Genomic DNA, 24,305 nt, shown 5'->3' on the forward strand with positions numbered 1-24,305 from the left:
CTAACGCGGCGATGCGATCTCCTCGCCAGTCCGCGGCTCCGGTTGCGACTCCACCAGCGCCAGACCGGCCCGTTCCCAGCCATCGGTCCCGTCAGGGTACCACGCCACGTTGGAATAGCCGTAAGTGAGGATGCGCTTGGCCGCGTTCCAGGACATCCAGCAATCGGCAAGGCAGTAGACCACCACCAGCCCGGCATCGTTGCCTGCCGTCGCGCGGACAAGCCCGCGCTGCAGATAGTCTTCCGTTACGGCTGCGAGCCTTCCGTAGCCGGTGTCCGGCAGCCACACGCTGCCGGGAATGTTGAGCCGCGGCTTGTCGCGCCAGATGGTGCCTTCGGGAAGATTTTGCGGCTTCGGCGCGCGAGGCATGACGTCGATGAATGCGCCGGCCTTGGCGCGCCAGATCGCCTCGGCCTCTGCGGTGGTCAGCACACGCACACCGGCAAGGGTCGCGGGAACCGGCGCACGGTAGTCTCCCATGCGATACCCGTCGGGCTCGGGAGGCCTCTCCTGCGCGAAGGTCGAGACGATGAATGGGAATGTCGCAAGGATCAGGCCTGCGAGCGCTGCTCTCATGGCGTTTTGGTTGCCGTCTCCGCGCCGATCGGTCGGTCATTCTCGTCGAGCAAGGGAACGCCGAAGTCCAGCAGTATCTTGTTGACGGCCGGCTGGTTTTCCTGGATCAGGCGATTGAGCTGCCGCTTCCAGTTCTGGTCGGCGGCACGCACTCCCATGCCGATACGGTACGCCAATCGAGGGCCTGACTTTTCCTTCACGAGGGGCGTGACATGGAGCGGCGGATCCGCCTTTTTCGCATAGAAGCCCGCCATCGGCCCCCAGAGAATGCCGGCGTCGATCTTCCCGGACTTCAGGTCGGCTATCATCGCCTCCGCTGACGAATCCAAACGGGTATCGACCATCAACTGATACGGTTTGGCATTCGCCATCAGGCCGTTGACCGCCATATTCGTGGCAGGCGGTGTTCCGGCCACGATGCCGATATGCTTGCCCTTGAGACGCTCGTCTTCCAGCGTGGTCACTTCGTCGAGGCCGCTGCCCTTCTTGGCGACCAGCGCGTAGGCGGTGCGGTAATAGGGATTGGTGCCCTGGACCAGGTCATCCCCCTGTGGGAAGCCCATGATGACGTCGCAACGATGGGCGCCAAGCGTCATCCGGACGAAGCCCGTCGCCTGCGGGAAGTACATGTAGTCCAGCTTCTTGTTCAGCTTCTCGGCGAACAGTTCGGCGAGCTTGTTCTCGAATCCCTCGCCCTTGTCGTTGGAAAACGGCAAATTGTGCGGGTCGGCGCAGACGCGCAGCACCTTGGGATCGACGAGCTCAATCGACAGATCGCCGCCTTCTTTGATCTGCGCGCGCGCAACATCAGCATCGCGCCCGAAGAAAACCGCGAGCATCACCAAGGTTGAGATCGCCAGCCAGCGCTTCTGTCTGGCGCATGTCATGGAAAGCTGCTGCACTTCCGGCTCGCTATTGTTGCCAACTCGCAAAAGATATCGGCAACCTCGACGAACAGAGTTCCGTTGAAGCCGCAGACAAGCAAAATGCTATGCTTGTCAATTGGGGCGCGCAACAGGAATAATCCTGGCGAAATCGCCGCCCGTGCTGCGACGCAAACGCAGCCGCAATGAAACGTTGAATTACCGGCTGCGCTTGGTGGAGAGACGAAGGCCGAATTATGGCTCAGCCCGCATGGATCCTTGCCGCGCTCGCGATGAGCGCGACAATCACCGCTTCTTTCGCGCAGGAACAGGAGCTGCCCGTCAACTCCATTGCGGATGGCGTATTCGTACACAACGGCCAAACCGCGCAGATGACGCGCGAGAACGCAGGCGCGATCGCCAATGTCGGGTTCATCGTTGGCCAGGATGCCGTCGCGGTGATAGATACGGGCGGCAGCCTTCGCGAGGGACGGCAATTGCTGGCGGCCATTCGCGCCCGGACAGACAAGCCGATCCGCTACGTCATCAATACGCACGGCCACCCCGACCACATCTTCGGCAACGGCGCTTTCGTGCAGGACGGAACAACGTTTGTCGGCCACGCGAACCTGCCGCGCGCGCTGGCGGCGCGCGGTCAATTCTATCTCGACGCATTTCGCCGCACGATGGGTGATCAATTGATCGACGAAATACGCATCGTGCCGCCGACGCTGCTCGTCAGCGGCACGCTCCAGCTCAATCTCGGCGGACGAATCCTCACCGTACGGGCGTGGCCTGCCGCGCACAGCGATTGCGATCTCACGGTGCTGGATGAAAAGACCGGCACCCTGTTCGCGGGCGACCTCGTGTTTCTCACCCACACGCCTGTGCTGGACGGCAGCATCCGCGGCTGGCTGTCCGTCATCGGTGAGCTCGGCGCCTTGCCTGCGGAGCGCGTGGTTCCCGGTCACGGTCCCGTGAGCGGATGGCCGGCCGCCCTCGCCGACCAGCGTCGTTATCTCGAAACGCTGGCCTCAGACATACGCGGGCTCATCGCCCGCGGCGAACCGATAGGGGCAGCAGCGGGTACTGCAGCAAGCTCCGAGCGATCCCGGTGGGAATTGTTCGACGACTTCAACGCCCGCAACGCAACTGCAGCATTCTCCGAAATTGAATGGGAATAGCATGCGCATTGCCCTATATTGCGTGCGTTGCTTCCATCCGCGCGAAGGTCGTCACCATGTCCGGATATCTGTTCCGCCTCTTCGGCGTCGTTGGTTTGCTACTCTGCGGCGCACCGATGGCGCTCGCGGCAGAGGCAAATGATCTCTGGCCCGGCCTGGTGCAGGACATCTTCAACAATCGTCCGATGAACGATGGCAGCGACGTGATCGGCATCGAAATGCCGTCGCGTGCCGAGGATGCCGCAATCGTCCCGGTCACTTTGCGAACGAAGCTTTCGCCCGGCGATAGCCGGCAGGTGCTGAGCATTACGCTGGTCATCGACCAGAATCCCGCGCCGATGGCGGCGAAGTTCCAGCTTGGACCGGACGCCAACGTCTCGGAAATCTCCACCCGCGTCCGCGTCAACAATTACACCGATGTCCATGCGGTGGCCGAACTCAGCGACGGCAAACTTTACATGACTAAAACCTATGTGAAGGCCTCCGGCGGCTGTTCGGCGCCTGCGGCCAAGAACGCCGACGAAGCCAAGGCCAGGCTGGGCCAGATGCGCTATCGGCAGTTCGCAAAGGCCGGCGAAGGGCCGGCCGGTGGCGCGCGCGAAGCCCAGATCATGATCGGCCATCCGAGCAATTCCGGCCTGCAGATGGACCAGGTCACGCACCTCTATGTCCCGGCCTTCTTCATCAATGAACTGCGGCTCTGGCAGGACGACAGCCTGGTGTTGACGATGGAAGGCGGCATTTCCATTTCAGAAGACCCCAATATCAGGTTCACCTACGTCTCCAATGGTTCGAAACGTTTCCGCGCCGAGGCAAATGACACCGAGGGGCACGTCTTCCAGCGCGAATGGAAGGTAGATAATTCAGGGACTTGATACCGACCATCAGGCGTCAGCCGTTTCTCTCGTGCCCCGGACGCAGCGCAACACGGAGTGATGCGCTGCAGAGCGGGGCCCATGTCACCAGCGCGCACCGCGTCCGGGACACGGATGCCACTCTGCCCCTGGACGCGTCTTCGAAGCGGCGGCCGCTTCGCATTCAGAAGCAACGGACCTCCGCTTCGGCCTGGGCTCGCCTAAGCTCGTTGAGTGCGCTTGCCGCCTGCTCCGACGTGCGGAACGGGCCGCCCAGATCGCTCCGGACCTGCGACATACTGAGCACGGTTTCGGCCGTGACATAGCGCTCGTAGGGCAAGAGTGAAGCCACGACGTCGACCGAACAGGAACATTGCTCGATCGCCTGCCGCGTCTCGCCATTTGCCTTCAGGCACCCGAAAACATATTCGACGCGCGCCGATGTCGGATAATCATTGATGTCCTGAGCGTGCGCGACCACCGCAATCGTCATCAGCGCTGTCAACGTGGCGACAATACGTCGTACCCATCCGACAAGCGTCATCGTCTTCCTCCCGCTGTTAACCGTGGAAGCTATGCTATGACTGGCGCGCTGAAAAGCAGACGTTCAAGGATACGGCTCAAGGCGCCATGACGCATTTTGTTCGCACGCTGCTCGCTACGATTGTCTTGGTCTCGCTCGGCACGTGCTGCGGCGCCGAGGCCTTACGCGTTGCGGTACAGAAGACCGGAACATTCGCCTGGGAACTTGCAGTGATCCGCGCGCACGGCCTCGACAAGCAGGCCAACCTTTCGGTCCAGGTTCTCGAACTGGCGAGCCCCGAGGCGGGCAAGATTGCGCTTCGCGCCGGGAATGCCGACATTGTGGTCACCGACTGGCTTTGGGTGTCGCGCGAACGCGGGCTTGGCGCCAAGCTGACATTCTATCCCTATTCGAGCGCGCTCGGCGCCGTGATGGTCCCTGCCTCATCCCCGATCGAGACCTTGGCCGATCTCAAAGGCCGAAAGCTCGCCGTCGCAGGCGGGCCGATCGACAAGAATTGGCTGCTGCTTTTGGCATGGTTGAAACAGGGCGGCATCGACCTGAAGTCCGACGCAACAATCGCTTACGGCGCACCGCCGTTATTGGCAGCCAAGACGCTCAGCGGCGAAATGGATGCGACCGTGAACTACTGGAATTTCTGTGCGGCACTGGAAGCAAAAGGCTTCCGCCGCATCGCCGGCATCGAGGACCTGCTGCCGAAACTGGGCGCCAAAGGCCGCACCGCGATGCTCGGCTACGTCTTCGACGAAACATGGGCGAACGCAAACCAGGACAAAATTGCCCGCTTCATCGCCATGACCCGCGCGGCGAAGGAGATTCTGTCGACCTCGGATGCCGAGTGGGAGAAAATCGCGCCACTGACCGGCGCTCCCGACGCCGCAACGTTGCGCGCCTATCGTAATCGCTATCGAGAGGGAATTCCGCGTCGCCCGATCGCCGACGAGGAAGCCGACGCACGCGTTCTCTACCGCGTGCTGGCTGAGATAGGCGGTCGTGAACTTGTCGGGCCAGCGCCTGAACTGGATGCCGGAACATTCTATCACGCGATCCCGGGAGATTGAGGTGGCTCGCCTGCTGTCATTCGCCGTGTTCGTCGCAATCTGGTGGATCGCTTCGCTGTTTGCCGGTGACGCGAAGCTGCCACCTCCGCCCACCGTGCTCACGGCCATGATCGCGGAAGCCAGGTCGGGCAACCTGTTCTTCCATCTCGGCGCGACATTAGCGCGCGTTGCGCTCGCCTTCACGCTGGCGATGGCGCTGGGCGCAGCCATTGGATACCTGATGGGCCGGGTGCGGCTTGCCGATCGGCTTGGAGACCCCTGGCTGATCCTGCTGCTCAATCTGCCGGCGCTTGTGGTCATCGTGCTCGCCTACATCTGGGCCGGATTGACTGAAGTCGCTGCAATTGCGGCAATCGCCATCAACAAGCTCCCGACCGCCATCGTTACGCTGCGCGAGGGAGCACGTGCCCTCGACGCGGCGCTGGACGAAATGGCGACGGTGTTCGCGTTGCCCCACTGGAGCAGGTTTCGACACGTCATTTTGCCGCAACTGGCGCCCTACATCGCAGCCGCCGCCCGATCAGGACTTTCCCTGGTCTGGAAGATCGTACTTGTTGCGGAATTGCTTGGACGTCCAAACGGTGTTGGTTTCGAGATCGGCGTGGCGTTCCAGCTATTCGACATTCCGCTGTTGCTTGCCTACTCGCTGAGCTTCGCCGCAGTCGTGCTCCTCATTGAAACCTTGTTGGTGCAGCCGTTCGAGGCCCGGTCATCCCGGTGGCGTCCCCGTGCGGCTTGAGGTCGAAATCACCAGCAAAACGTTCAAGAGCGCGGCGGGCGAACAGCACGACGTGATCGCGGGCGTCGCCTTTGCGCTTAATGCAGGAGAGGTTGGTGTATTGGTCGGCCCGTCCGGCTGCGGCAAGAGTACGATGCTTCGGATCCTCGCCGGTCTCGACCCCGACTTTCAAGGGCGCGTCTCTCGACCCGCCGGCGCGCGGATCGGCTTCGTGTTCCAAGAGCCGCGGCTGCTGCCGTGGCGGTCGGTCGAGGAGAATGTGCGACTTGCCGCGCCTCTTGCCGATGAACCGAAGCTTTCAGCACTCTTCGAAATTCTGGAGCTGAAGGCACATCGCAACCATTTTCCCGGCGAGTTATCGCTCGGCCTCGCGCGGCGCGTTGCGCTCGCCCGCGCGTTCGCTATTGAGCCGGAGTTGCTCATTCTCGACGAACCGCTAGCCTCGCTCGATGCCGCTCTTGCGAGCCGCCTGCGCGATGAGATCGCCATGTTGATGGACGGTCGCTCCGTGATAACGCTGCTGGTCACCCATGATGTAGACGACGCGGTTCGTCTCGGCGATCGCGTGATCCTGCTGTCGCCGCGCCCGGCCCGGGTTCTCGCGGACCTGCCTATCCGCACGCCGCGAAGCGCACGCGGAGAGGTCGAGATCGCCGCAATCAAATCGGAAATCATGCGGCGGATCGATGGCTGTCCCACCAAGCAGGATGGGTCATAGGCAGTGCCTTAGGCCGGTGCTAGGATGCGTGATCGGTTGGGGTTGACGATGAAACGCTCGATCGGAACTGCAGCACTCGGTCTTGCTCTTGTCGCGATGACGGCAACAGCCCAGGACATGATGCGTCATATTGACCTGTCGTCGCCCGATATGGTCTCGGCCGAATTGACCCGCGGAGAGGTCGAGGCCGCGCTCGCCGCAGCGACCATAGCCGCGCCCGCCGATTTCACCGGGAAGAGATTATCCGGCCTGGACCTGTCGGGACTCAACCTGTCCGGCGCAACTTTCCGCGCGGCCCGGCTCAACAAGACAAAGCTCGCCGGCGCCAGGCTCGACCGCGCAATCCTCGACCAGGCATGGCTGGTCGAAGCCGACCTGACCGGCGCAAGCCTCAGGAACGCAAATCTGTTCGCTTCGCAGATGGCTCGCGCCCGCCTCGACGGCGCCGACCTTTCGGGAGCACGCGTCGCTGCCGACCTCACCGGTGCGAGCCTCGTCGGCGCTTCGATCGCGGGCGCAAATCTCGGTGCCGACATGCGCAACCAATCGATGGGCCTGATGCGCGCGGTGCTGAAATCGGCCAATCTGGAACGCCTGAACGCGCGCGGCGCCGATCTGTCTCGCGTCGATCTCGAATTTGCGGTGCTGAAGAGCGGCGACCTCACCGGCGCTTCTCTCAAGAGTGCCCAACTGGGCGGAGCCGACCTGACCGGCATCACCGTCGTCGATACCGATTTCGAGGGTGCCGATCTCGATACGGCCCGGTTGATCGCCCCGATCGGTCTCGATCAGGCAAGAAATTTCGATAAAGTCAAAAATCGAGACCGTCTGATCAGGCAATGACGGCTCCAGGCGCCCCACGACGAAAGGATGACCGATGCGATGGATACTGGCTTTGGCGACACTGCTGTCAACGAGCGCCAACGAGGTGGCCGCGCAGGGAAAAGGCATCCGGTTGTGGAACCTTACGACGGCGACCATTTCCGAGTTTCAGCTTTCCCCGCCCGGCAAGAACGACTGGGGTCCCAACCTCACCCTGAACGACAAGGACAAAGAAGTCGACCACGACGAACGCCTGCGCATCACGGGCGTGGAGCCGGGACGTTATGATGCCAAGGTCGGCTATCGCGGATCAAAGCACTGCTTCGTTCGCGACGTCGAAATCAAGGCTGACGCCGTGTTTTCCATCGCCGACAAGGATCTAAAGGATTGTAGCAAATAGCCGCCGCTGGACGACTATTCAGCCTGCCGACGACACGGCGTCGGCGGATGCCTTTCGATTGGTGCCTGGATATTCGCAACGCCACTTGACCGCGGTCCATTTCGGGTGTTCGCCAATCCACTGCGCGATGTAGGGCTGCGCGTTCATGGCACATTGCTGCAATGAAGCATTTGAAGAAAAGACCAGATGGGTTTCCTCGCAAGTGGTGGGCGAGAGCACCGCACAGACGGTCACGACCAAATCTATTGGGGTCATATCTGACATCCCTTGCATTGTTCCCGAACAGATTAACGCAAAGAGCTACGGCAAAGGGCGGCCTGACGTTTCACTACCCCGTGAAAAAGCCGGAACTAGGGGCCGCGCGCGCAGCCGCCAGCCCTAAAAATTGACGCCAAATACCAGCCGCGCCTGGTGACGTTCGAAATTGACGAGATCAAGGCCGGCCGTCGACCCCGCCGGACGCCCCCACGCTTGCAAGCTCCAGCTCGCGGTCAGCCGCGAACTTTTCGACAACTGGAAATATGCGGTCGGACCGACAAACAACGCCTGCCCTGCAAGTTTGTCCAGACCGATCCCCTCATATTTTCGCAGGTACCGCGCCTCTCCGCCTAGCAAGAAACCGGGACGCAACTGCGCCATGACCCCAAGCGCCGTACCGGCAGTAGACTCCCGCTCCATCGCGCCACTTCCGATCAATCGTGTCCACTCTGGTTCGTAGATCAGGTTGAACGCGGCGACGACGCGATTCGGTACGAGCTCGCGATCGAACGCCAGCCTGAATTCAGTCCCGAAACTCCGGACCGCTTCAGCGGTCGTCTCCTCGACACGATGCGCGTGCGCTTCCGTCGCGAACGTAACTCCGAATGGTGCCGTTTCCCGATCGAGAAAGCGATAGCGCAAATCGATCGACCCACCCTGCCATGACAGCCGGCGCTGGTCGTCGATGCCCGGCACGCCACTGATCAGATGCGACGCAAACGTGCTTCCCACCTCGATTCTAAAATTCCGGGCCGGCACAAACTCCAGTTCAAATTCCTGGCCGACCGCCCGGTAAGTACCCCCGTTCCTGCCGAAGCGCCCGGTCGTCTCGCTCTGAAACTCCCGTTCGCCGACATTGCCGACATCGGTCCCGATCATAAAGCCGAACAGATGCTCGGTGTCGATGCCCTCGGCATAGCCACAAGCCGGCAGCAGCGCAGCAAAGGACACGACCGCCGCCTGGAAGGTCCTTGCACGCATAGACGTTCGCATTCAGCGGGTCATGGGGTTGAACGGGTGATTCCCGGCGGTGCGGGCCGAGCATACCCTAGCATGATGCGGCAATCTTCCGCGAGCCATGGGAAGACACAGAACGCAGGTGGAGCAGTGGAGAAACTGGGATCAGCACCGTCGGCCGCCTACGGGAGATCCCGCTGGCTTTGGCAGGATCCGCGGGCTCACGCTTGGTGCAAGCAACAGGCGACTTCGCGGTAGTTGAACAGCCTACCCGGCCCGCAGCAACATGCTGTTGCCGGAGCCGGGCAGACCGCTTCGACGCGCCTATTTACGCGCCGCGCAGGCGTACATGTTGATTTCCATGCCCACCGACACTTCGACGATCTTCGGAGTCTTCCAACTCATCAGGGTCCTCCCAAGCAGTGCTGGCACGACCTTCGTGCCGGGATGAAAACTAGGGTCACCGTGGACAGAGCGCAAGTACGGAAGGTCGAAGGTCGCACTATGCGCACCATCTCCGAAGGAAGAAGTTCGCTCTTGGGCAAGCCTACTTCCCTCTTGGACAAACCCTGCGGATGAGGGCGCCGCATCGACGCTTGCACCGCGAGGGTTCGTCCAATCACAGTTCGAACGACCTTCTATTATTCATCCGCGCTTGTCTGCTGAAGCAGTATGACGACCAGGGTCGATACGTATCTTCAGCAGTCCTTGTCAGCCTCTGTGACCTTGTCGGCCTTGGCACCTTCAGCCTGCTGTGCCGCCGTCGGTTCGCCTTGCATCTGCCGCTGCGTATCTTGTGAAGATGCAGCAGTGTCTCCCGCCGCTCGATTCATCTTATCGGTCGGCGGATGTTGATCGGTGCTGCCAGCCATACCCGTTGTCTGGCTGTCGCCCATCTTGGCCGGTCCGGAGCCAGCATCCTTCAGGTTGGCCGCGCGTCCCGTCTCGCAAGGACCAGCAAGTGCTGCGCCGGAGCTCAAGACCAGGATCGAGCAACCAGCAAGAATGAGCCGTTTCATTTTCATCTGTCTCTCCTTCCTTTTCTTGTGAAGCGCGCAACACGATGAGAGGCAACCGACCCGTTGTCCGCAGGTTCCGGGTGGCTACGTAAATATCGACATGTTTAATCTGACGCATGGATTTCTGATGAGGACAATCCGATGGAACCGATTCACCGAGGGTTGATCAGTTTTCTTTTCGCGCTGTGCTTTGCATCGGGAGTGCTTGCGCAGGAAAGGCAGCCTGGCCAAACCACACCGAATGCGGAAACCGCCCTGCCGGCTGACGGGTCATCGCTGACCGGAAAAGAGCGCCTGGGAAAAAAGTGGATGGACGAGCAACGGATCGACAATTGCAACGTGCCCATCGACAGGCGCGGCAGCAAGCCGCGATCCATGACCTGCCCGCATGTGCCGGCAGGATGATCAGCGACGACCATCAGCGCATCACCACATGGTCTGCCGCGCGCGCTCCGGCCATTCCCGATCGTACTTCTCGCCACCGACGGTGTTGTCGCTCATCTCGGCAAGGATCTGGCCGGGCGTCGGCAAGCATCTAGGGTCGACGCGCTTGTCGGGATTCCAGAGATCGGAACGCACGATGGCGCGCGCGCATTGGAAGTAAACCTCTTCGACCGTCATGACGATGACGGTGCGCGGCGCCTTGCCCTCCATCTTGAACGACGCGAGCAGTTCCGGATCGGCGGAGACGTGTGCGCGACCGTTGATGCGCAGCGTGCTGCCCGAGCCCGGGATGAGAAACAACAGCGCCACCCGCGGATCGCGCACGATATTGCGCAGCGAATCGCAACGGTTGTTGCCGCGGCGATCCGGCATCATCAGCGTTTTCTCATCGTGGATGCGAACGAAGCCCGGCAGGTCGCCGCGCGGCGAGCAGTCCAGCCCCTCGGGTCCGCAGGTCGCGAGCGCTGCGAACGGCGATTTGTCCATCAACGCCCGATAGGCTGGCGTGATCCTGTCCGCGACCTTGACGGTCGAGGCATCGTTGGGAAAGCCGTAGATGGCCTCGAGCTGCTCGATGGTCGCGATAACAGTCACTTTAGCTCTCCCGTCGATCGTCCCATTTCTCGGCCTTGATGACGCGGACGAGCTGGCGGGCATGATATTCGGCACTGCCGGTATTGACGATGGTAACGTCGGGCGCGGCCGCATCCTCCACCGTGCGACCCAAGCGGGCTTCGAGCCTGCCGTCGCTGCTCCGCTGCCGCATCGCCAGCCGCTCGGCCAGAACGTTTGGCGGGGCCGTGATCGAAACCACCACCACGTCGGCATAGGCGCGGCGCATCGCGCCAATCACGGTGCGCGATACATTGGCAACGATGGTTCGCCCGGCGCGGATTTCGTTGTCGATCGCGCGCGACAGTGCGTAGCAATGGCCGTGGGCTTCCCAATGCATGGCGTATTCGCCACGCGCCAGCGCCTCCCGGAACGTTCCGGCGCTGACCTGTTCGTTTTCTTCCGACGCCGACGCCTCGCGCGTAATCACGCGGCGTGGAAACACAATTTTGCTGTCATCGGCGCAGGCGGCCGTGGCGAGGCCGAGCAGCGTATCCTTGCCGGCGCCGCTCGGACCGACCACCAGGATCAAACGGCCCGGCCCGATTGCGGCGGCCTGGCCCGGCGCTGTGGTTGTCAAGATTTCCGTCATGCCACGCGCCACCCTTCCCGCCAGACGCTGCGCACCACCGGAATGTTGCGGGCGACATGCACCCGGATCACATCGGCCCGCTTGCCGGCTGCGATCTCGCCACGGTCCGCAAGGCCCACGGCCTCGGCTGGTGTCTTGGTGACGGTGCGGACGGCGCAGGCAAGATCGATCGCCGGCACATGCTGCGGCAACTGCAGGGCTGCCATCAAAAGGCTGGAAGGGATGTAGTCGGACGACAGGATGTCCAACAGTCCCTCGCGGGCGAGATCGATGGCGGCGATGTTGCCGGAATGCGAGCCGCCGCGGACCACGTTCGGCGCGCCCATCAGGATGCCGATGCCGGCCTGATGCAGCCCGCGCGCGGCTTCCATCGTGGTCGGAAACTCAGCGACGGAAACGCGATCCTGGATCGCATCGGCGACATTTTCCTCAGTGGTGTCGTCGTGGCTGGCGAGCGGAATTTCATATCGATGGGCAAGCGCCACGATTTCGCGCATGTTGGTCGCGGCATAGGCCTTCTGATAGGCAAAGCGCTTCTCGAACAGTACATCGAGCTCGGCGTCGGTCATGCCGCCGCCCTTGCCGCGGTAATAATCGCGGAGCTTGACCTCGTCGCGGAACTGGCGCTGACCCGGCGTATGGTCCATCAGCGACATCAGCCGCACGTCCGGCCGGCCGATCAGCTCCTTGGCTTCCTCGACGACGCTTGGCATCGGAATTTCGCAGCGCAGATGCAGGAAGTGTTCTGCGCGCAGCAGGTTTGCCTCACGCGCCGCCGTGATCGCACCCGCGAGCACGCCTGCCCTGCCGTCAACGTCCTCGGCGCCGTCCTCGCGCCAGACCCGGAGCGAATCCAGAACCGTGGTGATGCCCGAGGTGGCCAACTGTCCGTCATAGGAAACTACCGCCGCGATCGGATCCCAAAATACTTTCGGGCGCGGCACATAGTGCATTTCGAGATGGTCGGTGTGGAGCTCGATCAGGCCTGGCATGATCAGGTCGCCGCCGGCGTCCTCGCTGCCTGACGGCGCAGTGCCCTCGCCATATTCGGCGATGCGGCCATCTGCGAAAGCGATCCAGCCGTGCTCGATCACGCGATCGGCCAGTACGAGGCGGGCATTGCCGAGGATGGTTTCGTGCTTCGAAGTCATCTCACATCTTCCTTCATGCCGCGGCGGCGAACGATGTCACGTCGACGATGCGGTCGGCGATCAGATGGCGAATTTCATCGTCATGGACGATCGCCACCATCGCGACGCGCTGTCGTTTCTTCTGTTCAATCAACTCAACGACTACAGCGCGATTGGCCGCGTCGAGCGAGGCGGTCGGTTCGTCCAGCAGCAGAATTGGCAGATCGGAAATGAAACCGCGCGCGATGTTGACGCGCTGCTGCTCGCCGCCGGAGAACGTCGATGGCGGCAGTGCCCACAGCCGCTCGGGAATGTTGAGGCGGCGCAGCAGCGCGCCCGCCTTCTCGCGGGCTTCCGCGCGTGCAATTCCGTTCGCGATCAGCGGCTCCGCCACCACGTCGATGGTGGCGACCCGCGGCACCGCCCGCAAGAACTGGCTGACATAGCCGATGGTCGTGCGGCGCACGCTGAGCACCTGCCGCGGTTCGGCCGCAGCAAGATCGATCACCGTGCCCTGATGCCGGATGCCGATCCGGCCGCCATCGCAGCGGTAATTGCCAAAGATCATTTTCAGGATCGAGGATTTGCCGGCGCCGGAAGGGCCCGACAGCACAACGCATTCGCCTGGCTCGACCTGAAACGAGACGCCGCGCACCACGGGCAGCTCGACGCCGCCCTGCAGATGCATAGTAAAGGTCTTTTCGGCGCTGGTGATGTCGATCATCGCAGTCATTGGCGTGCTCATGCCGGCAAAATCGAGGAAACGAGGAGTTGGGTATAGGGCTCGCGGGGATCGTCGAGCACCTGGTCGGTCAGGCCGGTTTCGATGACGTGCCCACCCTTCATTACCATCACGCGGTGCGACAACAGCCGGGCCACAGCGAGGTCATGGGTGACGACGATGGCGGCAAGGCCGAGCTCGCTGACGAGATTGCGCATCAGATCGAGTAGCCGCGCCTGCACCGACACGTCGAGCCCGCCGGTCGGCTCGTCCATGAACACCAGCCGCGGCTCGGTGACCAGATTGCGCGCGATCTGCAACCGTTGCCGCATGCCGCCGGAATAGGTGCGCGGCGCGTCGTCGATACGCGCGGTATCGATTTCGACGCGCTCCAGCCAGGACGAGGCGGTATCGCGGATGCGACCATAGTGATTCCAGCCCACCGCCATCAGCCGTTCGCCGACATTGGCGCCGGCCGAGACCGCCATGCGCAGGCCCTGCGCGGCGTCCTGGTGCACATAGCCCCAATCCGTACGGAACAAGAAGCGGCGCTCGGCCTCCCCGAGGCTGGCGAGATCGCGCAACACGCCGTCCCGCATCCGGTATGACACCCGCCCGGCGCTCGGCGCGAGCTGCGCGGACAACAGTTGCAGCAGCGTGGACTTGCCCGAGCCGGACTCGCCGACGATAGCCAGCACCTCGCCGGGATAGAGCGCAAACGAAACGTCGCGGCAGGCGGTCAACCGGCCATAGTTCTTGCCAACGTTTTCGGCGACCAGAAGCGGTTGGTCGTCTTGCATGGGGTCTTGCGGCTCAGCCATGCGCCCTCTCCTTGTGCGGCGCCGCGCTCTCGCTGCCGCGATGGCCGGCCAACTGGCGAGACTCGCAATAATCGGTATCCGAGCAGACGAACATTCGGCCGCCCTTGTCGTCGGTGACGATCTCGTCAAGATAGGAATCGCCGGCGCCGCACAGCGCGCAAGGCGCGTCGAACCGATAGCGCGTGAACGGGTGATCCTCGAAGTCGAGCGACACCACGTGGGTGTGCGGCGGAATCGCGTAGATGCGCTTTTCGCGCCCTGCACCGAACAATTGCAGCGCCGGGCAATTGTCCATCTTCGGATTGTCGAATTTCGGCGTCGGCGACGGGTCCATCACATAGCGTGCATTCACCTTCACCGGATAGGCGTAGGAGGTCGCGATATGGCCGAAGCGCGCAATGTCTTCATACAGCTTGACGTGCATCAGGCCATATTCGGCCAGCGCATGCATCCGCCGCGTCTCGGTCTCGCGCGGCTCCAGGAACCGCAGCGGCTCGGGGATCGGCACCTGATAGACCAGCACCTGCCCGGCATGCAGCGGCGCTTCGGGAATCCGATGCCGGGTCTGGATCACGGTGGCGTCCGACGTAACGGTCGTCGTTGCGACGCCCGCGGTCTTGCCGAAGAATTTCCGGATCGAGATCGCGTTGGTGGTGTCGTCCGAACCCTGGTCGATCACCTTCAGCACATCCTGGGGTCCGAGGATCGCCGCCGTCACCTGCACGCCGCCGGTGCCCCAGCCATAGGGCATCGGCATCTCGCGGCTGGCGAACGGCACCTGATAGCCCGGAATCGCGATCGCCTTCAGGATCGCGCGGCGGATCATCCGCTTTGTTTGTTCGTCGAGATAGGCGAAATTGTAAGCTGGCGCGTTCATTCCGCGGCCTCCTGCATGTCCGGCGCCTCATTGGCCTCGGCGAACTCCTTGCGCAGCTTGCGCAACAGACCAAGCTCGGACTGAAAGTCGACGTAATGCGGCAGCTTGAGATGCTCGACGAAGCCGGTCGCCTGAACATTGTCCGAGTGCGACATCACGAATTCCTCGTCCTGGGCCGGAGCGATCACTTCCTCGCCCAGCTCGCGAGCGCGCAGGCTGCGATCGACCAACGCCATCGACATGGTCTTGCGCTCGCTTTGTCCGAAGGCCAGGCCATAGCCGCGCGTAAAACACGGCGCTTCGGTCGCCGATCCCTTGAACTGGTTGACCATCTGGCACTCGGTCAGCGCGATCGAGCCGAGCGGGACAGCAAAGCCCGCATCCTCGGCGTAGAATTCCACCTCCACCTCGCCGAAGCGGATTTCGCCGGCAAAGGGATGGTTGCGGCCATAGCCGCGCTGCGAGGAGTAGCCGAGCGCCAGCAGGAACCCCTCGTCGGCACGCGCAAGATTTTGCAGCCGCAGATCGCGGTCGGCCGGAAAACTCAGCGGCTCGCGCGTGAGATCGCCGACCGGCGCGCCGGCATCCGCTGCCGGCGAAGGCTCGATCAAGCCATCGCGACCGAGAATGTCGGTGACGCGCGGCGTTGCCGCCTGCGTTGCCTCCGACGTCGCCGGCTGCTCCGGCACAAAGCCGTCCGCAAGCTGCGGGTCCAGCAAGCGATGGGTATAATCGAACGTCGGCCCCAGGATCTGGCCGCCCGGAATATCCTTAAAGGTCGAGGAGATGCGCCGGCGCACCTGCATCTCGCCGGTGTTGACCGGCTCGGTCGCGCCAAAACGAGGCAGCGTGGCGCGGAAGGCCCGAACCAGGAAGATCGCCTCGATCAGGTCGCCGCGCGCCTGCTTGATCGCGAGCGCCGCCAGCTCGCGGTCGTAGAGCGAGCCTTCGGTCATGACGCGATCGACGCCGAGCGAGAGCTGCCCGGCAATTTGCGCCAGCGAGAGTTCGGGCACATCACGGTCGCCACGCCGCTCATGCGCCAGCAGCGCGGTGGGCGTTCTCAATGGCGCGTTCGCCTCCTTTGACGGCTACATACATGGGCTATGCTCCGCTTGCGACCAGCCGCGTGGTTCGGGGGATTGCGACAATCAAGTCGTCATGGACCAGCACGACATCGATGCCACGCGGGAACAGGGCTTCGTTGATGGTGAGCCGCCGAAAGAGGTCGCGCGGCTGGAGCGTCGCCTGCAGCAGCGCCGTACCGTCGATGCCCGGCCCCTTCACCTCGAATGTAGGCCCCTGCGTCAGGCTCTCGACCTGCAGGATCAGCGTCGTCGACCTGTCAGGATATTCGTTGCTGCCGAACGCGAAGCGATCGAGCGCCGGCAGATTCTTGGCGTCGCCGACCAGGGCGAAGCTGGCGATCGAGGAATCCGCGACCACCGGCGCACTGGCATGGAACTTAAGCCACTTCGCCACATCAGGGGTGGCCGACATCGCGGCATCGAGCCAGATCGGCGTGTCGTGATCGAACAGCGTCAGCGCGATGGCGGCCGCGCCGCGCATCATCCCGGCTGGCGCGCCGACAGACGCCGTGACCCGTTGCGCGCTGCCGGGACGCGCCATCGCATCCATCACGGCGCGGAAGGTCGACTGCGCCGACAACACCTTGTCGGCAAACCCTGCGGGCAATTCTGCAACCGTCGTCATCGCATCACCCCTCGCCGCGCACCATGGTATAGAAATCGACCCGCGTCGCCGCAGCCTCGGCCGCCTTGCGGCTGCGATCGGCGATCATGGCGGCGCGCAACGGCCCGATCACCTTGGTCTCGACCTCGCCCGAAAGCTCCGTCGACTGCACCATGGCGTCGCACAGCGCGATCATCTGCGCCTTCTGCCTGTCGCGGCCGAGCACGTAGCCGAAGCCGACCTCGCCGGTCGCAAGACGCACCGCCGCGCGCGACACCGTGGCCTCGCCGAGATTGAACGGCGCACCGTCGCCGCCCATGCGGCCGCGCACCATCACAAGGCCATTCTCCGGCTCGCGCAGGTTCTCGTGCGCAGGTACCGCGATCGCCGCGAGATGGCCCGCAATGTCGCCGGCCTCGGAATGCGCCAGCACCGCCATCGCGGCCTTGCGCTGCGCCTCTCTGCTGTTCCGCCCGGTCAATCCCATGAGCAACCTTGCCTGAATCAAGTTGTCTATGATAATAGACAACTTGATAACGGAGCGCCATGACTGTTTCGTGACAAACGGATAATTTCTGGTATCACCACGCCATGAGCCTGCAGGAGAGTTCCGGCGTCGCCTTGTGGCGGCAGGTCGCCGACGGTATCGAGCGCGGCATTGCCGACGGCCGCTTTGCTGCGGGCGAAAAGCTGCCGGGCGAGATCGAGATCGCCGATACCTATCGGGTCAACCGCCACACCGTGCGGCGTGCCCTGGCTGCGCTTGCCGAACGCGGCCTGGTGCGCGCCGAACGCGGCAGCGGCACCTATGTCGAGGCGCAGCGCCTCGCCTATCCCTTGCGCTCGCGGACGCGGTTTTCGGAGATCGTCGGCGCCGGCGGCCGCGAGCCGCGCGGCCAATTGATCGATGCCTCCGAAGAGCCCGCGACGCGCGAACTGGCCCGTGAGCTCGGACTGAAGACCGGCGCACCGCTGGTCCGGATCGAATCGGTGCGGCTCGCTGACCGCACTCCGATCTGCGTCAGCACCAATTGGCTTTCCGCCGATCGCTTTCCGGGCGCCGGAGCGGTCTTCGCCAACGTACGCTCAATGACCAAACTGCTTGCGCATTACGGCGTTCGCGATTACCGCCGCGCCTCAACCCGCGTCACCGCCACCATCGTGGACGCCTCCGACGCCGCAAGGCTCGATCTCGCGCTCGGGCGTCCCGTTCTCGTGGTCGATAGTACCGATGTCGATACCGGCGGCAAACCGTTGGTAACCAAACGCGCGCGCTTCGCCGCGGAGCGTGTCGAGTTCCTAATCGAGAATGGTCAATAGCGGCGATTAGACGACCGCGCGATCTGGCAATCGCAGAAGCGAAGCTTGTTGCAAAATCCGATCGATTGCCCTTCATCGATGGATTTGTAAGGGGGCTATTCGCCTTCACCAAGACGCCGAGCGCTGCAGCGCCGTCTAGTCAGCCTAGTCTAGTCGACGAAGCGTACGATCATACCAGCACTTTGCGGATCCAGGCGCTGATGAGATCGAGCACCATCACCGTCACGACCACGATAATGATTTGCGCGGCCGTATCGGCGTACTGAAAACTCCGGATGCTTTCATACAGGGTCTGGCCGATGCCACCGGCTCCGACAATGCCAAGTGTCGTCGCCGAGCGGACGTTAGTTTCAAGCCGGTAGAGGGTAAGCGAGCTCCACAGCGGCAGCACCTGAGGAATGACACCGAAGATCACCTCCTGCACGCGCACCGCACCGGTCACGCGAATGCCTTCCACTGGCCGCGGATCGACCGCTTCGACCGCTTCGGAAAACAGCTTCGCGAACACGCCGAGATTGTGAACGAACAACGCCATCACGCCAGCGAATGGGCCTAAGCCCACCGCCACAACGAACAGTAACGCGAACACGATCTCATTGATGGCGCGGCAGGAATCCATCAACCGACGAACTGGCTGTACTATCCAAGGCGGACAGATATTGGCGGAACACAGAATTGAGAACGGAATGCCAAACACGACTGCCAGGGCGGTGCCCCAGATCGCGATCTGGATGGTCACCACCATGTCGCTGATGTACTGATCCCATTCGCGAAAATTCGGATGGAGAAAGGCGCTGCCGAACTCGGCCATATTGCGCCAGTCGGTGAACAGCGCCGACACACGGAACATTTCGGCCGGAGCCCAACTCCAGGCCAGCAAGCCGAAAACGAACGCCCAGCCCAGCCAACCCCGCACTCGTCGGGCGAAGGGATAAAGCGGGACTGGAGGTTCCTGGGCCTGCCGCGACGGCCGGCTTTCGATGGGAGCGATGATGTCTGTCATGGCCTAAAATGTCTAAAGGGCGCCGAACCACGGCGGCTGGCGCCCTTCGTCAGCATCAGTTGGTAGGCGCAGTCGCAGCGTTCGCCGCAAGCTCGCCGATAAGCTTCTTGAGCTTGGCCTGATCCTTGGCCTTGTCTGCCTCGAAGAACGGCGCGACCTGCTTCATGAACGCGCCATGCTCGGCCTTGTCGGCCGCTTGCTGGTACGTCTTGATGTCAGCCTCGAGCGAGGCGGTCTTGGTGGCTTTTTCTTCCGCCGATAGCTTGGCGTCACCCTTGATCTTCATGATCGACTTGTTGGCTTCAAGGACGCGGATCGGGAGCAACTGGTCGTCCGACGACGGAATAAACGGCGCCCATTGCAGACCAGACAAAACCTTCTTCGCGGATGCGATTTCTTCCGGCGTTCCGATGCGGCCATAGCTCAGGACCCAGGTATAGAGCTTGGCTTTGACGTCTGCGGCCAGATCCTTGCGCCAGAGCAGCGGGTCGCTCGGAATGAGCGGCGAGGTCCAGATCACACGGATGTTCTTGCGGGCTTCGGGAGCGGTGACTTCCAAACGGCGCAGGCTTTCGCTGTTGTTCGTTGCGGCATCAACTTGCTTGTTCGCCACCGCCATGCCGTTTGCCTCATGCGAGGCATTACGAACGGTCTTGAAGCAAGCCTTCGGATCGACGTTCTTGGCAGCGAAAATGTAGCTGGTCGGGACGAGAAAGCCCGAGGTCGAATTCGGGTCGCCGATGCTGAAGTCGATCGACTTGTCGCATTTGAGGACGTCTTCCAGATTCTTGATCGGCGAGTCCTTGTGGACGATGATATGCGACCAGTAACCGGGGTTGCCGTCCGAATCGACGGACTTCGCAAATATCTCGCCGTTCGAGCGGTTGGCGGCTTCCATCGCCGACTTGTTGCCAAACCAGGCCAATTGCACCTTCTTAAAGCGCATTGCTTCGATCACGCCGGCATAGTCCGAGGCGTAGAAGCCGTTGACTTTGAAGCCCGTCCCTTTGGCCATCGCGTCGAGGAAGGGCTCCCAGACGGTCTTGAGATTTGTGCTCGCTTCGGTCGCAATAATGCCGAAATTGAGTTCGGTCGTCTCGGCGCGGGCAACGTTGGCCGAAATGCCTACCGCCACGGCCAAGGCCGTGCCGATCAGAGCTAGCTTGCGCATATCGCTTCTCCTGTTTTGAACGCGTTGCATTTTCGGTAGCGCCAAGCGCGAGGTCGTACCTGACTGACTTCAGGCGGACAGCCGTTCGACATCAAAAGCTGGGGGGTTCGCCGGCGCGCGCGCTATTGACCGTTCGTTGCTGTCTCGGCGTTCTTGTGCAAGCCGCGCCTGCTCCTCAAACGAGGGCAGAAACAGCTCCTCGGACTCCGCGCCATAGATTTGGTTGAGGAAAGCCGGCGTCAGCGCGCTGGATGGGCCGCCATAGGCGACCTTGCCGGATTTGAGCGCGATCGTCCGCGCGCAATACTTGAGAGCGTATTCGACCTGATGAAGCGAAATGAAAACGGTCAGGCCGTCATTGCGGTTCATGTCGGCGAGCAAATCCATAACGCGGCGCGCAGCGGCCGGATCGAGCGAGGCGATCGGCTCGTCCGCGATCAACAGTTCGGCCCCCTGCACTAACGAACGCGCGATGGCAGCGCGCTGCTGCTGGCCGCCGGACAGTTCGCTGGCGCGCTTGAGCGCATGTTCGGCGATGCCCACACGCGTCAGCGCCTGCATGGCCACGCGTTTGTCGGCCTCGCTGAATTGACCAAGGGTTCCGCGCAGGATCGGCAATCGCCCCAGCAGTCCGAAGCAGACGTTGGTCAGCAGCGAAAGCCGCGGCACAAGATTGAATTGCTGAAAGATCACGCCGATGCGCGCGCGCAGGCCGCGATTCTTGTTGAGGCGGCCACCCCGCTGGATCGGCTCGCCCATCACTTCGATTCGGCCGCCTCCGCCATTGCGGCCGCCATCGATCGGCGTCAGCCCGGCAATCGCACGAATCAATGTCGACTTGCCGGAGCCTGACGCGCCGATCAGCGCGACCATTTCGCCGCGCCGTAGCGACAGCGTGACGCCGTTCAGAACAGGTACGCCACGCTGATAGGACTTCGAGATATCTCGTGCATCGATCATGGCATGCGATGTCAAGCGGTACGCTCCTCGTGGGTCTGCGGTCACGATCGCTAACAACGGCCTGTGACAGTCAGATGAATTGCCTGGCGATCTTCAACAACGTCCGATCACTCCGGCGAATCCGCCGGGTGCATCAAGAACGACGCAGCATGTATTGCTCTACAGCGCCGCCATCGCTAGCGTCCGGATTCAACAGTTGTGTGACAGTCGGCCCGAACGGGGGCCTTCGTCCACAGCGGGACTGACGTCACGCATCCGTCATGATCTTGTCATCAAGCGCATCGAAGACGAGCCGGTGCCCCTTTCCCCGATTGTTGATGGACGTTACCGTTGGCCGGCAAGATGCTTTCCACTGAACCATTGGTCGACCCCACCGCGTCAGTGCGCGACTGCCAGCTCGGCGCCTACACCGAGGTCGGCGCCCGGACCATCCTGCTCGAGGTCACGATGGCCGATTATTCCTACGTCGTGAACGACTCGCAGATCACCTATACGATGATCGGGAAATTCTGTTCGATCGCGGCGATGACGCGCATCAACCCGGGTAATCATCCGATGCACCGGGCCTCGCAGGCGCATTTCACCTACCGCGCCAGCAGCTACTTTTCGGGCGAGAGCGACGATGCCGAGTTTTTTGCGTGGCGCCGCAAGCATCACGTCCATATCGGCCACGATGTCTGGATCGGCCATGGCGCGGTTATTCTGCCTGGCCGCTCGATCGGCACCGGCGCCGTGGTCGCGGCCGGCGCCATCGTGACCAAGGATGTCCCCGCCTATACGATCGTTGCAGGCAATCCGGCACGGCCGATCAAGCGGCGTTTTCCGGAATCCATTGCGGGGCGGCTTGCGGAACTCGCGTGGTGGGATTGGGACCATGAGGCGCTTCGCCGCGCCCTGCCCGATTTCCGCAAGCTCGATGTAGAGGGCTTTCTCGAAAAGTACGAAGCCGGCGCAGCAGCTACTCGCCGTTCATTCAACCAGAGTGCCGCATCGTGACTGAACTGTTCATCGAAGGTGGCCGGGCCCTGCTCGGCCACGAAATCGTCGAAACCTCATTGCGGATCGCTGGCCGCGAGATCGCAGCCGTAGGTGCGGACAGCAACCACGGCATCGGCGGCGTCAATGCCGATGGCCTCCTGGTATTGCCGGGCATTGTCGATCTGCATGGCGATGCCTTCGAGCGGCAGATGATGCCGCGCCCCGGGGTCGATTTCCCGATCGATGTGGCGCTTGTTGACAGCGACCGGCAGGCGATCAGCAACGGGATCACGACCGTCTATCATGCCACGACCTGGTCGTGGGAGCCTGGCCTGCGCAGCGCCGACAATGCCAGGCGCTTGCTGGAGGCGATCGAGCAGATGCGGCCGCAGCTCGCCGCCGACACCCGCTTCCATCTGCGGCACGAGACCTACAATCTCGACGCGGAAGGCGAAATCATCGGCTGGCTCTCGGAAGGACGCGTCGACCTGTTCGCCTTCAACGACCACATGGACTCGACGGTCGCCAGCCTCGCCAAGCCGCAAAAGCGCAGCCGAATGGTCGAGCGCACGGGTCTCAGCGATGAGGCGTTCGATCGCCTGGTGGAACGTGTGGTCTGCCGCGGCCACGACGTGCCGGCTTCGATCGCCCGGCTGGCGCAGGCAGCACGCGCGGCAAACGTCCGGATGCTCTCCCACGACGACGAAAGCCCGGCGATGCGGCAGGCCTTCCGTGCGCAGGGCGTTGCAATCGCCGAATTCCCGGTCAACGAGGAAACTGCACGCGATGCTGCCGAAGCCGGAGACTTCATCGTGTTCGGCGCGCCCAATGTCGTGCGCGGCGGCAGCCATACAGGCTGGACCAGGGCCTCCGACATGATCGCCAAGGGCCTCTGTTCGGTGCTTGCGTCGGACTATTATTATCCGGCGCCGCTATTGGCGGCGTTCCGCCTTGCGGCCGACGGCGTTCTGCCGCTGGCCGCGGCATGGCAATTGATCTCGGCGGCACCGGCGCGCGCCGCTGGCCTTGCCGATCGCGGCACGCTCGCCTCGGGGCAGCGCGCCGACATCCTTCTCGTCGATGACACGGTGCCATTGCGCCCGCGCATCGTCGCCGTCATTGCCGCGGGGCGTCTTGTACATCTGACGGAGGCGAACCGTCTCATCCATTCGTCTGCAGCATCACGCAAGGCGGTTGCAGCCGCGTGAGGCGGCCCTATTCTGGCGCAATGGCAAATCACCCCCGTTACGCAATCTATTACACCGCCAGGCCTGACAGCGCGCTCGACCGGTTCGGCGCCGTGCTGCTCGGCTACGATGCCCATAGCGGCGAAGACCTGTCCTTTCCGGACGGTCTCCCGTTGGACTGGCGCGAGCTGACGCGCGATCCGCGCAAATACGGCTTTCACGCCACGCTGAAGGCGCCGATAGCGCTGGCCGACGGCAAGGCCGAGGCGCAGCTTGCTGCGGCGTGCGAATTGTTCGCCGATCTGGCTCGGCCAGTGCCCGTGATCCAACCGGTCGTCGATTCGATCAGCGGCTTCATTGCGGTCATTCCCGGCGAACGGTCGGCAGATCTCGACCTGCTTGCCGCCCAGGCGACCAGGGCATTCGATTCGTTCCGTGCTCCCCTCAGCCCGGAAGATCGCACGCGGCGAAGTCCGGAGGCGCTGACGCCGCGGCAGCGCGACTATCTCGACCGCTGGGGCTACCCTTACGTCTTCGAAGAATTTCGCTTCCACATGACGCTGACGGGACGGCTTCCCGCCGAACGGCGCGAGCCGATTGTGGCAATGCTGCGCAGCAGGTTTTCGACAACTGGCATCGGCCCGATCGCGATCGACGCCATCGCCTTGTGTCGTCAGGACAATGCGAATTCGCGGTTTCGGGTCATCGGCCGCTGGCAATTGCGCGACTAGAGCGCTTTCGGTTCTGATTGAATCAGAACCGGGCTCTAGATTCTTGTTTTGACGCGTTTTCTTGACGCGAA

30 protein-coding genes and 1 pseudogene are annotated in these 24,305 nt (G+C 62.7%); 12 read left to right on the forward strand and 19 right to left on the reverse strand.

Translation table 11 applies throughout. The annotated features are described in order from the left end of the window. Together V1278_RS27255 and V1278_RS27260 are read right to left on the reverse strand one after the other, a co-directional pair. Positions 1–576, reverse strand: a complete 576-nt coding sequence (locus V1278_RS27255; protein WP_334382834.1) for a PQQ-dependent catabolism-associated CXXCW motif protein — start codon at positions 574–576, stop codon at positions 1–3. Continuing rightward, positions 573–1,415 carry a substrate-binding domain-containing protein gene (locus tag V1278_RS27260; RefSeq protein ID WP_442893822.1) on the reverse strand — a complete coding sequence of 281 codons (843 nt, stop codon included), beginning with the start codon at positions 1,413–1,415 and terminating at the stop codon, positions 573–575. Before V1278_RS27260 ends, V1278_RS27255 begins: the two co-directional genes overlap by 4 nt. Positions 1,416–1,696: 281 nt before the next feature. Here V1278_RS27260 and V1278_RS27265 point away from each other — a divergent pair, with 281 nt between their 5' ends. Continuing rightward, on the forward strand, positions 1,697–2,623 hold the full coding sequence (locus V1278_RS27265; RefSeq protein ID WP_334382836.1) for a quinoprotein relay system zinc metallohydrolase 2: 927 nt from the start codon (positions 1,697–1,699) through the stop codon (positions 2,621–2,623). 116 nt (positions 2,624–2,739) lie between these two features. Continuing rightward, a complete protein-coding gene (locus tag V1278_RS27270) occupies positions 2,740–3,498 on the forward strand; it encodes a quinoprotein dehydrogenase-associated SoxYZ-like carrier (protein WP_442893821.1) in 759 nt (252 codons plus the stop codon). 163 nt (positions 3,499–3,661) lie between these two features. Here the strand turns inward: V1278_RS27270 and V1278_RS27275 are convergent, their stop codons facing one another. After that, on the reverse strand, positions 3,662–4,021 hold the full coding sequence (locus V1278_RS27275) for a hypothetical protein (RefSeq protein WP_334368062.1): 360 nt from the start codon (positions 4,019–4,021) through the stop codon (positions 3,662–3,664). Between the two features lie 86 nt (positions 4,022–4,107). Between V1278_RS27275 and V1278_RS27280 the strand changes: the two genes are divergently transcribed. From V1278_RS27280 to V1278_RS27300, 5 genes are read left to right on the forward strand one after another with little or no spacing between them, the layout of a single operon-like run. Further along, positions 4,108–5,082 (forward strand): ABC transporter substrate-binding protein, encoded by a 975-nt coding sequence (locus tag V1278_RS27280; RefSeq protein WP_334382837.1) that lies wholly within the window; start codon positions 4,108–4,110, stop codon positions 5,080–5,082. 1 nt (position 5,083) lies between these two features. Continuing rightward, complete coding sequence (locus V1278_RS27285) at positions 5,084–5,821, forward strand: ABC transporter permease (RefSeq protein ID WP_334368060.1); 738 nt, start codon at positions 5,084–5,086, stop codon at positions 5,819–5,821. Next, positions 5,811–6,539, forward strand: a complete 729-nt coding sequence (locus tag V1278_RS27290) for an ABC transporter ATP-binding protein (protein ID WP_334368059.1) — start codon at positions 5,811–5,813, stop codon at positions 6,537–6,539. The genes V1278_RS27285 and V1278_RS27290 overlap by 11 nt, the downstream gene beginning before the upstream one ends. 48 nt (positions 6,540–6,587) lie before the next feature. Next, positions 6,588–7,382 (forward strand): pentapeptide repeat-containing protein, encoded by a 795-nt coding sequence (locus tag V1278_RS27295; protein ID WP_334382838.1) that lies wholly within the window; start codon positions 6,588–6,590, stop codon positions 7,380–7,382. Positions 7,383–7,416: 34 nt separating this feature from the next. Then, a complete protein-coding gene (locus V1278_RS27300) occupies positions 7,417–7,761 on the forward strand; it encodes a hypothetical protein (RefSeq protein WP_334382839.1) in 345 nt (114 codons plus the stop codon). A gap of 18 nt (positions 7,762–7,779) precedes the next feature. Here the strand turns inward: V1278_RS27300 and V1278_RS27305 are convergent, their stop codons facing one another. From V1278_RS27305 to V1278_RS27320, 4 genes are all read right to left on the reverse strand, one after another. Further along, positions 7,780–8,016 carry a hypothetical protein gene (locus tag V1278_RS27305; RefSeq protein ID WP_334384272.1) on the reverse strand — a complete coding sequence of 79 codons (237 nt, stop codon included), beginning with the start codon at positions 8,014–8,016 and terminating at the stop codon, positions 7,780–7,782. A gap of 123 nt (positions 8,017–8,139) precedes the next feature. After that, complete coding sequence (locus V1278_RS27310; RefSeq protein WP_334382840.1) at positions 8,140–9,000, reverse strand: hypothetical protein; 861 nt, start codon at positions 8,998–9,000, stop codon at positions 8,140–8,142. Between the two features lie 300 nt (positions 9,001–9,300). Further along, positions 9,301–9,381 carry a pyrroloquinoline quinone precursor peptide PqqA gene (gene pqqA / locus V1278_RS27315; RefSeq protein WP_035728097.1) on the reverse strand — a complete coding sequence of 27 codons (81 nt, stop codon included), beginning with the start codon at positions 9,379–9,381 and terminating at the stop codon, positions 9,301–9,303. A gap of 293 nt (positions 9,382–9,674) precedes the next feature. Next, entirely contained in the window at positions 9,675–10,001 is a 327-nt protein-coding gene (locus V1278_RS27320; protein WP_334368055.1) for a hypothetical protein, read from the reverse strand. 135 nt (positions 10,002–10,136) lie between these two features. On the opposite strand from V1278_RS27320, the gene V1278_RS27325 reads away from it, so the two are divergent. Next, complete coding sequence (locus tag V1278_RS27325; protein ID WP_334368054.1) at positions 10,137–10,400, forward strand: hypothetical protein; 264 nt, start codon at positions 10,137–10,139, stop codon at positions 10,398–10,400. A gap of 21 nt (positions 10,401–10,421) precedes the next feature. Here V1278_RS27325 and V1278_RS27330 read toward each other — a convergent pair whose 3' ends face one another. The 9 genes and pseudogenes from V1278_RS27330 to phnG form a co-directional block, all read right to left on the reverse strand. Next, positions 10,422–11,033 (reverse strand): pyridoxamine 5'-phosphate oxidase family protein, encoded by a 612-nt coding sequence (locus tag V1278_RS27330; protein WP_334368053.1) that lies wholly within the window; start codon positions 11,031–11,033, stop codon positions 10,422–10,424. Position 11,034: 1 nt separating this feature from the next. Continuing rightward, complete coding sequence (gene phnN, locus V1278_RS27335; RefSeq protein WP_334368052.1) at positions 11,035–11,643, reverse strand: phosphonate metabolism protein/1,5-bisphosphokinase (PRPP-forming) PhnN; 609 nt, start codon at positions 11,641–11,643, stop codon at positions 11,035–11,037. Next, entirely contained in the window at positions 11,640–12,794 is a 1,155-nt protein-coding gene (locus V1278_RS27340; RefSeq protein ID WP_334368051.1) for an alpha-D-ribose 1-methylphosphonate 5-triphosphate diphosphatase, read from the reverse strand. Before V1278_RS27340 ends, phnN begins: the two co-directional genes overlap by 4 nt. Positions 12,795–12,807: 13 nt before the next feature. Further along, complete coding sequence (gene phnL, locus V1278_RS27345; protein WP_334368050.1) at positions 12,808–13,506, reverse strand: phosphonate C-P lyase system protein PhnL; 699 nt, start codon at positions 13,504–13,506, stop codon at positions 12,808–12,810. An 8-nt stretch (positions 13,507–13,514) separates the two neighbouring features. Beyond that, the gene (phnK, locus tag V1278_RS27350; protein ID WP_334382841.1) at positions 13,515–14,315 is read right to left on the reverse strand and encodes a phosphonate C-P lyase system protein PhnK; all 801 of its coding nucleotides are present in this window, start codon (positions 14,313–14,315) and stop codon (positions 13,515–13,517) included. Continuing rightward, positions 14,308–15,192 carry an alpha-D-ribose 1-methylphosphonate 5-phosphate C-P-lyase PhnJ gene (locus V1278_RS27355; protein WP_334368048.1) on the reverse strand — a complete coding sequence of 295 codons (885 nt, stop codon included), beginning with the start codon at positions 15,190–15,192 and terminating at the stop codon, positions 14,308–14,310. Before V1278_RS27355 ends, phnK begins: the two co-directional genes overlap by 8 nt. After that, a pseudogene (locus V1278_RS27360) lies at positions 15,189–16,293 on the reverse strand (carbon-phosphorus lyase complex subunit PhnI). Before V1278_RS27360 ends, V1278_RS27355 begins: the two are co-directional and overlap by 4 nt. 3 nt (positions 16,294–16,296) lie before the next feature. Further along, positions 16,297–16,905 (reverse strand): phosphonate C-P lyase system protein PhnH, encoded by a 609-nt coding sequence (gene phnH, locus V1278_RS27365; RefSeq protein WP_334368046.1) that lies wholly within the window; start codon positions 16,903–16,905, stop codon positions 16,297–16,299. Positions 16,906–16,909: 4 nt separating this feature from the next. Next, positions 16,910–17,371, reverse strand: coding sequence for a phosphonate C-P lyase system protein PhnG (gene phnG, locus V1278_RS27370; protein WP_334368045.1), 462 nt, complete (start codon positions 17,369–17,371; stop codon positions 16,910–16,912). Between the two features lie 104 nt (positions 17,372–17,475). Here phnG and phnF point away from each other — a divergent pair, with 104 nt between their 5' ends. Continuing rightward, positions 17,476–18,204, forward strand: a complete 729-nt coding sequence (phnF, locus tag V1278_RS27375; protein ID WP_334382843.1) for a phosphonate metabolism transcriptional regulator PhnF — start codon at positions 17,476–17,478, stop codon at positions 18,202–18,204. 169 nt (positions 18,205–18,373) lie between these two features. Here phnF and phnE read toward each other — a convergent pair whose 3' ends face one another. The 3 genes from phnE to phnC all read right to left on the reverse strand — a co-directional run bounded on the left by phnE (position 18,374) and on the right by phnC (position 21,353). Further along, entirely contained in the window at positions 18,374–19,207 is an 834-nt protein-coding gene (gene phnE / locus V1278_RS27380) for a phosphonate ABC transporter, permease protein PhnE (RefSeq protein ID WP_334368043.1), read from the reverse strand. Positions 19,208–19,262: 55 nt separating this feature from the next. Further along, positions 19,263–20,378, reverse strand: a complete 1,116-nt coding sequence (gene phnD, locus V1278_RS27385; protein WP_334382844.1) for a phosphonate ABC transporter substrate-binding protein — start codon at positions 20,376–20,378, stop codon at positions 19,263–19,265. 69 nt (positions 20,379–20,447) lie between these two features. Next, complete coding sequence (gene phnC / locus V1278_RS27390) at positions 20,448–21,353, reverse strand: phosphonate ABC transporter ATP-binding protein (protein WP_334382845.1); 906 nt, start codon at positions 21,351–21,353, stop codon at positions 20,448–20,450. Positions 21,354–21,668: 315 nt separating this feature from the next. Between phnC and V1278_RS27395 the strand changes: the two genes are divergently transcribed. The 3 genes from V1278_RS27395 to V1278_RS27405 are packed head-to-tail and all read left to right on the forward strand — an operon-like array spanning position 21,669 to position 24,234. Beyond that, positions 21,669–22,334 carry a transferase hexapeptide repeat family protein gene (locus V1278_RS27395; RefSeq protein ID WP_334368040.1) on the forward strand — a complete coding sequence of 222 codons (666 nt, stop codon included), beginning with the start codon at positions 21,669–21,671 and terminating at the stop codon, positions 22,332–22,334. After that, positions 22,331–23,524 (forward strand): alpha-D-ribose 1-methylphosphonate 5-triphosphate diphosphatase, encoded by a 1,194-nt coding sequence (locus V1278_RS27400; protein ID WP_334368039.1) that lies wholly within the window; start codon positions 22,331–22,333, stop codon positions 23,522–23,524. Before V1278_RS27395 ends, V1278_RS27400 begins: the two co-directional genes overlap by 4 nt. 20 nt (positions 23,525–23,544) lie before the next feature. Next, complete coding sequence (locus V1278_RS27405; RefSeq protein WP_334382846.1) at positions 23,545–24,234, forward strand: DUF1045 domain-containing protein; 690 nt, start codon at positions 23,545–23,547, stop codon at positions 24,232–24,234. Positions 24,235–24,305 lie beyond the last annotated feature (71 nt).

Source organism: Bradyrhizobium sp. AZCC 1577, assembly GCF_036924575.1.
In the GTDB taxonomy this organism is placed as follows: domain Bacteria; phylum Pseudomonadota; class Alphaproteobacteria; order Rhizobiales; family Xanthobacteraceae; genus Bradyrhizobium.